Origin of the sequence: Streptomyces sp. NBC_01314 (genome assembly GCF_041435215.1) — a bacterium.
Classification (GTDB): domain Bacteria; phylum Actinomycetota; class Actinomycetes; order Streptomycetales; family Streptomycetaceae; genus Streptomyces.
This window is the reverse complement of record NZ_CP108394.1, coordinates 4,137,217-4,151,368: the sequence shown is the minus strand read 5'-3', so window position 1 is coordinate 4,151,368 and position 14,152 is coordinate 4,137,217. Positions and strand designations below refer to the sequence as shown.

The following is a 14,152-nucleotide window of genomic DNA, read 5'->3' as shown; positions in this document are numbered from 1 at the left end:
CCGGAGTAGTGCTGGGTCGACCGACCCGCGCGCCCGACCCGCGCGCCCGACCCGCGCGCCCGGCCCGCCCGACCGGCTCGGTTAACCCGCGCGCTCGTGCTCGTCCGCGTACGCCCGCAACGACCCCACCACCGTGTTCGTGACCGCGACCAACGGCACGGCCACCACCGCGCCTCCGATGCCCGCGATCATGCCACCGGCGGCGACCGACAGGACGACGGCCAGGGGGTGCACCCGTACGGCCCGCCCGAGGATGAACGGCTGGAGGATGTGCCCCTCGATCTGCTGGACGGCGAGCACGACGGCCAGCGTCATGACGGCCGTGAAGACGCCCTGCGTCACCAACGCCACGACCACCGCCAGCGCGCCCGAGACGACCGCACCCACCAGCGGGATGAAGGAGAACAGGAAGATGAACACGGCCAGCGGGACCGCCATCGGCACGTCCAGGAAGTAGATCCCCAGGCCGATGAAGATCGCGTCGATCAGTGCCACCACCACCGTGCCGCGCACATACGCCGTCAACGTCTGCCAGGCGCGCGGCCCCGCCGCCGAGACACCCGGCCGGGCCGCCGCCGGCACCAGCTTGAGGGTCCACTGCCAGATCCGCTTGCCGTCGTAGAGGAGGAACAGCGTGGAGAACATCGTCAGGAGGATGCCGGTGAGCGCCTCGACGAGGACCGTCACGCCCTCCAGACCCGCCGAGGTGATCGTGTCCGTGTTGTCGCTGATGGCCTCGCGGAGGTTCTTGGCGATGTCGTTGATCTGGTTCTCGGTGACGTGGAACGGGCTGTCGAGCAGCCAGCGTTGCAACTCGTCGACGCCGTCCTGGATCTGGTCGGAGAGGTCGTCGATGTTCTCCATGACCTGCCAGGTGACGAACCAGCCGATCAGCCCCATGACGACGAAGCCGAGGACGGCGGTCAGCGCGGTGGCGAGGCCGCGCGGTACGCCGTGCCGGGTCAGCAGTGCCACGGCCGGCTGGAGCAGGGCGGTGATGAGAAGCGCGGCGGTGAACGACAGCACCAGCAGTTGTACGGAGCTGATGACCCGCATCAACACCCAGACGGTGCCCGCGAGCACGAGCAGCCGCCATCCGGCCTCGGCCGCCACCCGCATGCCCCAGGGCACCGCCGACGCGGGGTCGGGGCGGGTATGGAGAACCGGGGTGGCCGTCCGGCCCCGAGCACCGGCGGGGGAGTCCGGAGCATCATCCGCACCGCTTTCGACGCCCCCGCCCCCGCCCCCGACCCCGCTCCCGGCCTCCTTCGCGACTCCGACGCCGGTAGCCCCCTCGAAGTCCCCGGAGCCGGAGCCGGAGCCGAAGCCGGGGCCGTCCGCGTCACTGTCGCGCCGGCGTCCCGCCGCGGCATCCCTGCCGTCGTCCGGACTCGCCGCCTCCGACTCGATCTCGGCCCGGCGCCGTTCCAGCCGTTCGCCCCACCCGCTCAGCCCGGCGCCGACCCGGCCGAGCCATCCGGGAACTCGCGACATCATCCGCTCTCTTCCCCCGTCACCTCTGCTGGTCATCACTCCTCCCGGAGGACTCCATTCCTCTCGGTGACTTCGACCGTACATGGCCGCGGCCCCCCACCAAAGGACGGTGGAGGGCTGCGGAAGGTTGAGCGGCGGACGGTCGGCCTCTACGGCCTACCGGCCTAGTACCAGTGGTTGGCCTGCCAGAACGACCAGGCCTCACACGGGCTGCCGTAGCGCGAGTCCATGTAGTTGAGGCCCCACTTGATCTGCGTGGCCGGGTTGGTCCGCCAGTCGGAACCGGCGGAGGAGTACTTGCCGGCGGGCAGCGCCTGGAAGAGACCGTAGGCACCCGAAGACGGGTTGACGGCCTGATAGTTCCAGGTGGACTCGTGGTTCACGATGTTGCTGAAGCACGTCCACTGGTCGCTTGCCACGACCGCCTTCGCCATCGCCTGGATCTCGGCGACGGTGTACGAGCTCTGCGTGGGGATGTCACCGAGCGAGCCGGCGGCCTCGGACTTCGACTCGGCCTCGGCCTGCGCCGCTTCCTTCGCCTTGCGCTCCTGCTCGGCCTTCTCCGCGGCCTTCTGCTTGTCGATCGCGTCGCGGGCCGCCTTCTTACGGGCGGTCTCCTCGGCACCCTTGCGGGCGCTCGCGTCGGCAGCGATGGCCTGGGCGTCGGCCTGAGCAGTCAGGGACGCGGTCTGCACCTGGGCCTGCTGGCCCACGGGTATGTCGGCGAGCAACGTGGTGTCGTTCGCGACGGCCTCGGCGTCGTCAATGGTCGTCTGGGCGGTGCTGCCAGAGGCAACTCCGACGACACTGCCGACTGCGGTGACCGCGGTGGCCGAAGCCACTGCGAATCCCCGGACCGAAATCCGGCTCACACGGTTTCCTTCCAGCATCGCCCGCCTCGGTGACCCTGGCGGACGCAATCGTGCCCCTGACGCTGGCCTCCCAACTGCGGGGTCACGGAGGCACGGGCCCGGTGGGCAACTCCCTTGCGAGGAGTGCCACGAGATGCTCGGGCGGCATACGACGAAGCTATGGAGTTGACCTGGTGTCGCTGTGGTTCCGTACCGCTGGGGGTACAGGTGTGTCGTATGCGGGGTCTGACAGGAGTGAGACTCTGCCGTAACCCGACACCGTGAGGCAATCCAGTGGTGAGTGTGAAAGCTCACACCTCGTTTGAGGCAGGAGATGCAAGGAAAGCCACACACGCCAAGGCGCCGCCCGGCTAGGCTCATCGCCTTTGCCGGACGGCGCCCATGGGATCCAAGGGATCGGTGGCCGACCGAAGTTGACCAAACCGGTTGAGACCGGCCGAGACCGGTCGAGACCGGCCGGGTCCCGTCAGATCTGTCCGTCCTCCAGCATTTCGGTCACCAGGGCCGCGATCTGGGACCGTTCGGACCTCGTCAACGTGACGTGGGCGAAGAGCGGATGGCCCTTCAGCTTCTCGACCACGGCGACGACACCGTCGTAGCGACCGACGCGCAGATTGTCGCGCTGGGCCACGTCATGGGTCAGGACGACACGGGAATTCGACCCGATCCGGGACAGAACGGTCAGCAGGACGTTCCGCTCCAGCGACTGCGCCTCGTCCACGATCACGAAGGCGTCGTGCAGGGAACGGCCACGGATGTGCGTGAGCGGCAGGACCTCCAGCATCCCGCGTGCGGTGATCTCCTCGATGACCTCGCGGCTGGTGACCGCGGAGAGCGTGTCGAAGACCGCCTGCGCCCAGGGGCCCATCTTCTCGGACTCGGAGCCGGGCAGATAGCCGAGCTCCTGCCCGCCCACCGCGTACAGCGGCCGGAAGACCATCACCTTCTTGTGCTGTCGCCGTTCGAGCACGGCCTCCAGGCCCGCGCACAGCGCGAGCGCCGACTTGCCGGTGCCGGCCCGGCCGCCCATCGACAGGATGCCCACGTCCGGGTCGAGCAGCAGATCCAGCGCGATGCGCTGCTCCGCGCTGCGGCCCTTGATGCCGAATGCCTCCCGGTCTCCCCGCACAAGCCGGATGTTGCCGTCGGGCGTCACCCGGCCCAGTGCCTTGCCGCGCTCCGACGTGATCGTCAGGCCGGTGTGCACGGGCATCGTGCTCGCCTCGGGAACGTAGATCGTCCCTTCCTCGAAGAGGATGTCGACCTGTTCGCCGGGCAGGGTCAGCTCGGACATCCCGGTCCACCCGGAGGCGCCCGTGATGGCGAGCTCCGCGCGGTACTCCTCGGCGAGGAGACCCACGGACGACGCCTTGATCCTGAGCGGGAGGTCCTTCGACACCACCGTGACGTCGAAGCCCTCGGCCTGCAGATTGCGGGCCACCGCGAGGATGCGGGAGTCGTTGTCCCCCAGGCGGTAGCCGCTCGGAAGCACGCTGGGATCCGAGTGATTGAGCTCGACCCTCACGGTCCCGCCGAGTTCCCCGATCGGGATGGGGGCGTCGAGGCGGCCGTGCCGGACCCGGAACTCGTCGAGCAGGCGCAGGGCCTGCCGGGCGAAGTAGCCGAGTTCGGGATGGTGCCTCTTCGCCTCCAGCTCCGTCACCACGACGATCGGCAGCACGACTTCGTGCTCGTCGAAGCGGATCAAAGCATTCGGGTCGGCCAGCAGGACGCTGGTGTCGAGGACGTAGGTGCGCCGGTCTGGCATACGGCGCTTTGTGCTGGTCACCACGGAAGGACGTACCCCCTCGGATGAGGTCGGGGAGCGACGGGTTCGAACTGGGCCGGTCGTCGGCGCCGTTGCACGGGCCGGTGACCGGCCCTCCGCTGCTTCGTCCGTGCTGTGACCGCACGATCGGGCTGGTGCAAAGGGCCTCCCGGGCGGACGGCCCCGAGCCGCCCGCTGAGATCCGACACCCGTGGTTCGGGTGTCGACCTGACTGGCTTATGCCCTCGAACATGCGCCGCCATGCCAAGCGGTACGACGGCGTCCCGGTGAACTCCTCGTTACTTCTGTCCCGATGGGGCCAGTGCGCCCCTCACCAGCAATACGGAGTCTCAGCCTCCGTAACGTCGGCCTCGCACCGCGTAGTCGCGCAGGGCGCGCAGGAAGTCCACCTTCCGGAAGGCCGGCCAGAAGACGTCGCAGAAGTAGTACTCGGAGTGCGCGGTCTGCCAGAGCATGAATCCGGACAGCCGCTGCTCGCCGCTCGTACGGATCACCAGATCCGGGTCGGGCTGGTCGACGGTGTAGAGATGCCGGCCGATCATGTCGATGTCGACGGACTCGGCGAGTTCCTCCATCGAGGTGCCCTTGTCCTGCGCCTCCAGGAGCATCGAGCGCACCGCGTCGGCGATCTCCTGCCGTCCGCCGTACCCGATGGCGACGTTGACCAGTATCCCGTCGACGTCCGACGTGGACTCCTCGGCCTCCTTGAGCGCGCGCTGCATCCCGGGGGACAGCAGATCCAGCGCCCCGACATGGTGCACACGCCAGCGGCCGTCGGCGGCGAGGGAGCGGACGGTGTCCTCGATGATCCCGAGGAGCGGAACGAGCTCTTCCTTCGGCCGGCCGAAGTTGTCGGTGGAGAGCAGCCAGAGCGTGACGACCTTGACGTCCGTCTCGGTGCACCAGCCGAGGAATTCCTCGATCTTGTGGGCGCCGGCCTGGTGGCCCTGCATCGTGGTGGAGCCCGCCGCCTTCGCCCAGCGTCGACTGCCGTCCACGATCACACCGATGTGCTCGGGCACCTGGGCGTGGTCGAGGTGGCCCTCGACCCTGCGTGTGTAGACCCTGACCAACAGGCCGCGCAGTGTGTCGCGCAGGTTCACGTGTTCCAGCCCCTCCGGTGCGGTGGCGTCCCCTTGGTTGGCAGAGCCTACCGGGGCTGGAGGCCAACTCCGCCAAGGGGTGTGCGGGGTTGGGGCGGGCCCGGGGCCGAGGGAGCGGCCACCCGGAGGGCCGACTTCCGGGCAGAAAAAACGGGCCGGTCCGTGGGGGGGAGACGGACCGGCCCGAGGGGGGGTTTCCACCATAACCCTTCGTGAGTGATGCTGCGTGCATCGGCGTGCCACAACTACTCTCCGGAGTCGAACGACAGCGTGGCGGTGAGTGTGGAAGCGCTCATTCAGGGTGCGATCGAGGGGTGATCATGGCCGAATCCCGGCGAATTCGAAGGGGGAAAGGGGGAATCCCGGCGGGAATGTGGGGTTTGCGCGTCGTTGTGCGACTTCCGAGGAGAAGCGGCCCGACGCCCTCGTACGGGTGAAGCGCGGGTGGAACGCGCGCTTGACGCCGGTGGTGGGGCGCACGGCTTCGCGCAGCCCCCTCCACTGCACGATGCCGTACTGCGCAGATTTGCTCGCGCGAACTGCCTTGGTCTGAACCTACGCGAGTAGACCCGCAGAAACCAAGCCGTGGGCGATAACGATGTGGACACCGCTGGGCAGCCCGTGCAGCCCCTGCCGCCCCGTATAGCCCGCGAGGGTCAGGTCGGTCACCTGGGAGCGCGCGAGTGGAGCCGCAGGAGAGCGGCTGTTCCCGGGGCGGCGTACGACCGTCACGGTGGAGCCGCTCGGGCGGCAGAACGCGCGGCAGGAGCGGGGGTTGGGGGGAACAGGGGGAGCGGGTGGGCGGAGCGCTTCAGGCGCGAGCCGGGTTGGCGATCGGGAAGGTCACGGTCGGCCCGCCCGCATGAGGCGTGCCTCACACGGCTGCCGGCTTGCGGGCCTCGAAGAGCTGGCGGGCGCTGTGCGCGACGAAGGGGCCCTCGCTCTCGATCCGCTCGTGCAGGGAGCGGAGCTGCGGGAGATACGCCTCGACGGTGAAGCCGGGCACCATCCAGACGACCTTCTTCAGGAAGTGCACGACCGCGCCGATGTCGTGGAACTCCATCCGCAGCCGCTCGGCCCGCAGGTCCACGATCTCCAGCCCGGCAGCCTCGGCGTCGGCGCGCTCGCCGTCCGGGTGGCGGCCGCGGCGGGTCTCCTCAGGCAGCGGCCCGGTGAAGTGCTCGACCAGCTCGAAGACGCTGCTCGGCCCCACATGCTGCGCGAAGTACGTGCCACCGGGCCTGAGTACCCGGGCGATCTCCGTCCAGTGCGGGCTCACCGGATGCCTGCTGGTGACCAGGTCGAACGCCCCGTCCGCGAACGGCAGCGGCGCGTCCTCGGCATTGGCCACCACCACCGCGCCCCGGGGGTGCAGCAGCGTGGTGGCCTTGGCGACGTTCGGCGGCCACCCTTCCGTGGCCACGGTCACCGGCGGAAAGCGCGGAGCGGAGTCGAGTACCTCACCGCCCCCGGTCTGGATGTCCAACGCCGCCGAGGCCCGCCCCAGCCGCTCACCCATCGCCCGGGCGTACCCCCACGACGGCCGGGCCTCCGTGGCCCGCCCCTCGAACCACGAGAAGTCCCACCCGTCGGTGGGCACGGCATCGCCTTCGGCGACGAGGTCTTCGAAGGTGGGGGAGGAGAGGGAGGTCATGGGGATGGATTTTCCCCAGTGGGAGATGGGGCCGCGACTGATTTTCCGGGCCCCGCGAGCGAGGGGCGACGTCCCTGTCCTTCAGGGACGCGGGAACCGCGCGATCAGCCACAACCGACCCACAATCGACCCACAACCGACCCGAGGCCGCCCCGCGGCCCCACCCTCCCGAGCTCCCCGGCGATTCCAGGCCATCGCCCGCAAGGCCTACTCGGAGAGAATCGCCTCCGCCTCCAACGTGACCCCCACCGCCTGAATCACCGACGCGATCCGGAACGCCTCCTGCACGGTCTCCCGCCCGACCCCCGCCCTGCGGAGCGCCTGCTCGTGGGAGTCCAGACACAAGCCGCACGCATTGATCGCGGACACGGCCAACGACCACAGCTCGAAGTCGACCTTGTCGACCCCGGGATCTCCGAGGACGTTCATCCGCAGACCCGCCCGCAGACGGCCGTACTCGGGGTCGGACAGCAGATGCCGCGTCCGGTGGAAGACGTTGGTCATCGCCATGACCGCGGCCGCGGACCGCGCCGCGCCGTACGCCTCCGGCGACAGGTTCGCCCTGGCCTCCGGCGCCAGCTCGCGCAGCACGATCGCCGAACGCGAGGCGATCGCCGTGGCCAGCACGGTGCCCCACAACTGCTGCGCCGACAGCTTCGAGTCGCCGAGGACGAACTCCAGATTCCGGCGGAGATCCTTGGCATAGTCCGGAATGGCGGACCTCAAGCTGTCGAGCGACATGGCGTCCTCACTCCCGGGTGAGCGGTTGACGGGGTCCAGTGTGGCGGTGCCGCGGGGCCGCCGCGGCACCGGCCTACTCCGTACGCAGCCCCTCCGGCCGCATCAGCCGCACCAGCGGCGGCATGCTCAGCATCGTGACCAGGACGACGATGCCCGCGCCGATGCCCGTCATCGACAGCACGCTCGGCCAGTCCACGGCCACCGGGAAGCCCGTCATCTTCAGCAGGACCGCCCCCAGGGTCAGTCCGACCGTCGACGCGAGGACGAGGCCCAGCGTGATCGGGATCGCCGTCTGCCACAGCACGGACAGGCCGAGCGTGCGGCGCCGGGTGCCGAAGGCGACCAGTGCCGACAGCAGCTTCCTGCGTTCGCGGAGCTGCTCCAGCTGGGAGACGAGAAGGCTCGCGCCGATGAGGACGAGCACGGCGGAGGCGCCGACCAGCAGACCGGTGCGGATGTCCGCGAACTGGTCCACCCGCCTGGTCGACGTCCACTCCCAGGTCCTGATGAGCGGATCGACCGCCACGGCGGCGTTGCGCACCTCGTCGAGCGCGTCCGGAACCCGGGGATCGGTCCGTACGTAGATGCTGCTGGAGAACCCGGCCTCCGCCTTGGCGGGCAGGGCGCCCGGAGTGGCCAGCATCCCCGCCGTCCCGGGCCGCAGCGTGTCGGCGCGTTCGGACACCTTCGTCAACTCGTCCGGCAGCTTCCAGGCGAGCTCGGCGCCCGGCTCTTCTCCGCTGTAGGACGCGCCGAAGTACACCGTGTTCCCGGCGGCGGCGAGCTTCGTCGCGGTCGGGTCCCTCCGGTCACCCAGTACGAAGACGTCGCCGTCGCGGCACGCGGAGATCTTGGCGAGTTCGCGCAGCGCGGCGCAGTCTCCGACGGTCACCGCCGCCCACTCCTCGGGGTCCTTGGCGGTGGCGGATACCTCTGTGGCGGACAGCACCGCGGTGGCCTCCGCGCCCTTGGGCCCCTTCAGTTCCTTGCCTGCGACGCTCACCGAGAGGTCGTCCGGCAGGGTCAGCTCCATCTGGGCCCGCGTGGTGTCCTTGCCGGTCGTCTCGGTGAACCTGTTCTCGACCCCGGCGAACAGCATCTGCAGGGCGATCGCGCCGGCCACCGCCACCGCGATGCCGTTGACCATGCGGGCCGCCGAGCCACTGCTCAACTGGAGCCTGCGGACGGCAAGTTGCCAGGAGACGGCGCCGGAGCCCAGCCGGGCGACGAACGCCTCGACGACCCACGGCAGCAGCGCGGTGATGCCGACGAGCAGCAGGACGACACCGCCGGTCACCATGTACTCGTTGAACTCCCCGTTCTCCGACCCCTGGCCGACCATCGGGTAGAGCAGGGCGAGACCGCCGAGCGGCAGCAGCAGCCGCCACCAGAGCCTGCGCCGCGCGGGCTTGGCCGTACGGACCACGCCGAGCGGTTCGATGACGACGCCACGCAGCGCGAACAGGGTGACGAGGACGGCGGCCGCCGGCACCGCGAGCGCCACCAGCAGGGCGAGGCCGGGGGAGGGGTCGAGGTAGCTCGGGAACACACTGACGTCGAGCACCTCGACCGAACCGGCGACCTCCCGGCCGAGCAGGAAGAACCCGGTGCCGAAGAGCAGCCCCAGCACGGCGCCCGCGAGGGCCTCGCCCGCCGCGATCCGGCGTGTCATCCGTCCGTCGGAGCCGACCAGCCGCAGCGCCGCCAGCCTCCGGTCGCGCCGCTCGCCGCCGAACCGTACGGCCGTGGCGATGAAGACGGCGACCGGCATCAGCAGCACCACGAAGACGACCAGCGTGAGCAGGAGCAGGATCGGGTCCATCTCCTCCGCGGGCTGCTCGCCCGCCCCGAACCGGTCGATCCGGGCCACCACCGAGCCGTCGAGCCGCTGGGCGAGTCCGTCGGCGCCGGCGTAGTAGGCGAGTTCCCCCGGGCCGATCAGCCCGGTCTCGCCGATGGTGCCCACCGTCTTGTACGGCAGCCGGCCGCGCAGGAGTTCCCCGGCGTCCGACTTCAGCAGTTCGGCGAGGGCGGGGGAGACGACCATCTCGCCCGGCGCGGGGAACTTCCCCAGCCCCGGCGGCGGCGGCGCGTCCACGCCCTCGGGTTCGAGGAGCTTTCCCCTTATCTCCTGGTGCCGGTACTCGGTGTCGGTGTCGGCGACGAGCAGGCTCCTGTCGGTCGGCTTGGACCTGCTGTTGTCCTCCAGGTAGCCGATCCCCCGGTCCTGCCGGGCCTCCTCCCGGGCGCCCCGCGTCGCCAACGCGTTCGGTATGGCCGCGGTGAGCAGCAGCAGCGCGACCCCGAGACCGACGCCGACCGCGGTGAGCAGGGCGCGCACCCAGCCCTCACGGCCCCCGGTGAAGGTGAACCGGACCCCCATCGCGAGGTCCCGGTACCACTGGCGCACGACGGGGGAGCTCATACGACGCGCTCCATGTCCCGCGACTTCCCGTCCCGTACGACGATCTCGCGGTCGGAGTACGCGGCCACCCGAGCCTCGTGCGTGACCAGGACGACGGCGGCGTTGGTGGACCGGGCGGCCTCGGTGAGCAGCTCCATCACCCGCTCGCCGTTGAGCGAGTCGAGCGCGCCGGTGGGCTCGTCCGCGAACAGCACCCGGGGGTTGGTGACCAGCGCCCGGGCCACGGCGACCCGCTGGCCCTGACCGCCGGAGACCTCACCGGGACGCTTGCGCGAGAGGTCGTCGACCTCCAGGCGCTCCATCCAGCCGAGGGCGGTCCGCTCGGACTCCTTGCGGGAACCGCCGTTCAGCCGCAGCGGCAGCGCCACGTTCTCCACACACGTCAGCTCCGGCACGAGCTGGCCGAACTGGAAGACGAACCCGAACTCGCTGCGGCGCAGCGCGCTGCGCTGGGCGTCGTTCATGGTGGCCATCTCGCGGCCGTTGTACGTGATCGAGCCCGAGTCGGGCGGCACGATCCCGGCGAGGCAGTGCAGCAGCGTCGACTTGCCGGAGCCGGAGGGGCCCATCACCGCGACGACCTCGCCGGGGTGAATGGAGAACTCGGCGCCGTCCAGGGCGTTGGTCGGCCCGTAGGCCTTGCGCAGATCGGTCGCGACGAGCAGGGAGCCGGCGGGAGGCTGCGTCATCACCGGATCACCGCCTCGGCCAGTTTGCCCAGTCGGGCGGCGGTCAGCTCCAGCCATCGCAGATCGGCCTCCAGGTGGAACAGGGCGTGGTCGCAGATCAGCTGATCGGCCAGGTCGCCCTTGCGTTTGCGGTCGGTGAGGATGCGCATCATGCGCAGGTGCTCGGAACGCTGGGTGTCGAGGATGTCGGCCGCGTTCCGGCCGGTGAGCAGGGCGAGGACGACCTTCGTGTAGAGGGTCGACTGCAGATACGGCTCGGGCTTCTCGGGCGTCGCGAGCCACCGCTGGACATCCGTGATGCCCGCCTCCGTGATGGCGTACCGCTTGCGCTCGGGGCCGTCGCCGGGCTCGATGCCGTCGACCTCGACGAGGCCGTGCTTCAACAGCCGCGACATCGTCGAGTAGACCTGGCCGTAGTGCAGCGGCCGGTCGTGACCGAACTTCTCGTCGAAGGCCCGCTTCAGGTCGTAACCGTGTCGGGGCCCGGACTCCAGGAGTCCCAGGAGGGTGTGACCGATGGACATGAACACGACTGTACACAGGGGGTATACACCGCACGTATACCTGCCGTGTATAGGTCGCCATCCGGTGTGGAGGGGGCGCAGGTCAGCCCCGATTGTCACGGTTCTGTCACTGCGTTCGGCGCCCATCGGGCGACAACTCATGGGCCGGGTGGGGCAACCATCGGCCCTGTTGGAACGTCCGTTCCGGTGGGATGAGGTCTATGGACACGCGTGGCGCGTGCGCATTGTCACGCCGCCACTGAGCGGACCGACTCCCTCTTGTCATAGTCCTCGGTGTTAGCTTGCTGAGCTGACATGACCTGAGTGACGTATGAGACCGAGCAGAAGTCGGAGCGGACCGGAGCCATGGGACGAGCGGATGAAAGACGAGCGCGGCAGCGCGGCGGTCGCCGCGCGGCGCCCCAGCGCTCGTCCGGGGGCGAAGCGGGCGCGACGACGACCGTCATAGGCGCGCCCGAGGGCGGCGGCCGGGCGGCGGCGAGGATCGCGGCCAAGGGCGGTGGCGCCAAGGGCGGCGGCAAGAAGCAGCAGAAGAGCTTCCTGCGCCGCCTCTTCACCTGGAAGAAGATCCTCGGCACGTTCTTCGGTGTCTGCCTGCTCGGCATGGGTGCCTTCGTCGTGCTCTATATGACGATCGAGGTCCCCGAGGGGGGTAACCCCCAGGCGACCCAGGAAAGCAACGTCTACAAGTACTCCGACGGCAAGAAGGTCCTCGCCCGCCTGGGCAAAACCAACCGCGAGATCGTCGGGCTCGACCAAATTCCCCCGGGCGTCCAGCAGACCTTCGTCGCCGCCGAGAACATGACCTTCTACTCGGACCCCGGCGTCGACTTCAAAGGCATGACCCGAGGCCTTCTCAACACCCTGTCCGGCAAGGGCAAGCAGGGTGGCTCGACGATCACCCAGCAGTACGTCAAGAACTACTACCTGACGTCGGACCAGACGGTGACCCGCAAGCTCAACGAGCTGGTCATCTCCCTGAAGCTGGAGCGCGAGAAGTCCAAGGACTACATCCTCGCGGGCTATATCAACACCAGCTACTACGGCCGCGGCGCCTGGGGCATCCAGGCCGCGGCCCAGGCGTACTACCGCAAGGACGCCAAGGACCTCAAGGTCCAGGAGGGCGCCTACCTCGCCGCGCTGCTCCAGGCCCCCAGCCAGTACGACCTGGCCACCGCGACCCCCACGGGCCGGAAGTTGGTCACGGACCGCTGGAACTACGTGCTGGACAACATGGTCGAGATGAAGAAGCTGACCGCCTCGAAGCGGGAGGGCATGAAGCTCCCCAAGCCGAAGGCGCCCCAGGCCGCTCCCGACATGGCGGGCCAGAACGGCTACCTGGTCGAGGCCGCCAACAACCAGCTGGCCAGGCAGCTCGTGGCCGAGGACAAGGCGGACAACGTCGAGGAGGCCAGGACGAAGATCGAGGCGGGCGGTTACACCGTCACGCTGAACATCAACTCGAAGAAGCAGGCCGCGCTGGAGAAGGCCGTCAAGCAACGGCTCACCAGCAACCTCGACACGAAGAAGCGCAAGGTCGACAAGTACATCCAGGCCGGCGCGGTCTCCGTCGACCCGAAGACCGGCAAGGTCGTGGCCATGTACGGCGGCGTCGACTACGTGAAGCACTTCACGAACAACGCCATGCGCCGGGACTACCAGCCCGCCTCCACCTTCAAGCCGGTGATCCTCGCCGCGGCCGTCGACGGGGCGGCCGAGACGCAGGACGGCGATCCGATCACCGCCAGCACGGTCTACGACGGTGACAGCAGGCACAAGGTGATGGACAACGGCACCGCGGTCGGCTTCAACCCGCCGAACGAGGACAACGTCAACTACGGCGACGTGACCGTGCAGACCGCCATGAACAAGTCCATCAACTCCGTCTTCGCGCAGATGGGCGTCGACGTGGGCATGGAGAAGGTCATGGAGGTCGCCGGGAAACTCGGCATGGACACCGAGGACATGGAGGCGGTGCCCGCCCAGACCCTGGGCTCCATGGGCGCCAGCCCGCTGGAGATGGCCGGCATCTACGCCACCCTCGACAACCACGGCAAGAAGGTCACCCCGACCATCATCGCCTCGGCCACGCACCGGGAGGGTCCGGTCACGTTCGACGACCCGATCGGCGAGCAGGTCATCAGCGAGGAGGCCGCTGACACGGTCACCTCGGTCCTCACCGGCGTGGTCGACGACGGTACGGCCAAGACGTCGGTCCGCGACAACCCGTCCCGCGACGGCCAGCAGGTGGCCGGCAAGACGGGTACCTCCGACAAGAACCGCTCCGCCTGGTTCACCGGCTACACCCCGAACCTGGTGACCTCCGTCGGCCTCTTCGGCGAGGACATGAGCAAGAACGGCAAGCACGTCCCGATGTACGGCGCGGCCGGCGTCCCCCGGGTCAACGGCGGTGGCTTCCCCGCCCAGATCTGGGCCACCTACACCTTCGGTGTCATGGGCGAGCCCACCAAGTTCAAACTGGACACCAAGCAGGGTGCCGCGGTCGCGCCCACCGATACGCCGACCCCCTCGGACACCCCGAGCGAGACCCCGTCCGAGACCCCCACCACCGAGGAACCGACGAGCGAGGCCCCAACGACCCCGGAGACGACCCCGGAGACCACCCCGGAGACCACCCCGGAGACCACCCCGGAGACGACCCCGGAGGCGACCCCGTCGGACGACGACGGCGGCATCGAGTTCCCGACGGATCCGAACGATCCACAGGCGGACGACTAGCGCACGGCAGCGCAAGACGGAGGGGGCGCCCGGTGATTACCGGGCGCCCCCTCCGTCTTTGTCTTTTGCTTTTAAGGGGCGCGGGGAACTGCGCGACCAGCCACATACCCCCCGCAGTCGGC

Annotated in this window: 10 protein-coding genes; 1 reads left to right on the top strand and 9 read right to left on the bottom strand. The window is 69.4% G+C overall.

What is annotated here, in order from left to right; translation table 11 throughout:
• Nucleotides 1-81: 81 nt before the first annotated feature.
• The 9 genes from OG622_RS18120 to OG622_RS18080 form a co-directional block, all read right to left on the bottom strand.
• Nucleotides 82-1,494 carry an AI-2E family transporter gene (locus OG622_RS18120; protein ID WP_371584128.1) on the bottom strand — a complete coding sequence of 471 codons (1,413 nt, stop codon included), beginning with the start codon at nt 1,492-1,494 and terminating at the stop codon, nt 82-84.
• Between the two features lie 164 nt (nt 1,495-1,658).
• A complete protein-coding gene (locus tag OG622_RS18115; protein ID WP_371577220.1) occupies nt 1,659-2,384 on the bottom strand; it encodes a transglycosylase SLT domain-containing protein in 726 nt (241 codons plus the stop codon).
• 448 nt (nt 2,385-2,832) lie between these two features.
• Nucleotides 2,833-4,158, bottom strand: coding sequence for a PhoH family protein (locus tag OG622_RS18110; protein WP_371577218.1), 1,326 nt, complete (start codon nt 4,156-4,158; stop codon nt 2,833-2,835).
• A gap of 326 nt (nt 4,159-4,484) precedes the next feature.
• On the bottom strand, nt 4,485-5,258 hold the full coding sequence (locus OG622_RS18105; RefSeq protein ID WP_371577216.1) for an isoprenyl transferase: 774 nt from the start codon (nt 5,256-5,258) through the stop codon (nt 4,485-4,487).
• Nucleotides 5,259-6,132: 874 nt separating this feature from the next.
• Nucleotides 6,133-6,912 carry a class I SAM-dependent methyltransferase gene (locus OG622_RS18100; protein ID WP_371577214.1) on the bottom strand — a complete coding sequence of 260 codons (780 nt, stop codon included), beginning with the start codon at nt 6,910-6,912 and terminating at the stop codon, nt 6,133-6,135.
• A 207-nt stretch (nt 6,913-7,119) separates the two neighbouring features.
• Complete coding sequence (locus OG622_RS18095) at nt 7,120-7,653, bottom strand: alkyl hydroperoxide reductase (RefSeq protein ID WP_371577213.1); 534 nt, start codon at nt 7,651-7,653, stop codon at nt 7,120-7,122.
• A 73-nt stretch (nt 7,654-7,726) separates the two neighbouring features.
• A complete protein-coding gene (locus tag OG622_RS18090; protein ID WP_371577212.1) occupies nt 7,727-10,078 on the bottom strand; it encodes an ABC transporter permease in 2,352 nt (783 codons plus the stop codon).
• Entirely contained in the window at nt 10,075-10,767 is a 693-nt protein-coding gene (locus OG622_RS18085) for an ABC transporter ATP-binding protein (RefSeq protein WP_371577210.1), read from the bottom strand. Before OG622_RS18085 ends, OG622_RS18090 begins: the two co-directional genes overlap by 4 nt.
• Complete coding sequence (locus tag OG622_RS18080; RefSeq protein ID WP_371577209.1) at nt 10,767-11,291, bottom strand: PadR family transcriptional regulator; 525 nt, start codon at nt 11,289-11,291, stop codon at nt 10,767-10,769. Before OG622_RS18080 ends, OG622_RS18085 begins: the two co-directional genes overlap by 1 nt.
• A 345-nt stretch (nt 11,292-11,636) precedes the next feature.
• On the opposite strand from OG622_RS18080, the gene OG622_RS18075 reads away from it, so the two are divergent.
• On the top strand, nt 11,637-14,030 hold the full coding sequence (locus OG622_RS18075) for a transglycosylase domain-containing protein (RefSeq protein ID WP_371584127.1): 2,394 nt from the start codon (nt 11,637-11,639) through the stop codon (nt 14,028-14,030).
• The last annotated feature ends 122 nt before the right edge of the window (nt 14,031-14,152 follow it).

What these genes read in the sequence shown, in the direction of transcription:
- OG622_RS18120 (WP_371584128.1), bottom strand. Translation starts at nt 1,494, where the DNA reads ATGTCGCGAGTTCCCGGATGGCTCGGCCGGGTCGGCGCCGGGCTGAGC.
- OG622_RS18075 (WP_371584127.1), top strand. Translation starts at nt 11,637, where the DNA reads ATGGGACGAGCGGATGAAAGACGAGCGCGGCAGCGCGGCGGTCGCCGC.
- OG622_RS18090 (WP_371577212.1), bottom strand. Translation starts at nt 10,078, where the DNA reads ATGAGCTCCCCCGTCGTGCGCCAGTGGTACCGGGACCTCGCGATGGGG.
- OG622_RS18095 (WP_371577213.1), bottom strand. Translation starts at nt 7,653, where the DNA reads ATGTCGCTCGACAGCTTGAGGTCCGCCATTCCGGACTATGCCAAGGAT.
- OG622_RS18080 (WP_371577209.1), bottom strand. Translation starts at nt 11,291, where the DNA reads ATGTCCATCGGTCACACCCTCCTGGGACTCCTGGAGTCCGGGCCCCGA.
- OG622_RS18100 (WP_371577214.1), bottom strand. Translation starts at nt 6,912, where the DNA reads ATGACCTCCCTCTCCTCCCCCACCTTCGAAGACCTCGTCGCCGAAGGC.
- OG622_RS18115 (WP_371577220.1), bottom strand. Translation starts at nt 2,384, where the DNA reads ATGCTGGAAGGAAACCGTGTGAGCCGGATTTCGGTCCGGGGATTCGCA.
- OG622_RS18085 (WP_371577210.1), bottom strand. Translation starts at nt 10,767, where the DNA reads ATGACGCAGCCTCCCGCCGGCTCCCTGCTCGTCGCGACCGATCTGCGC.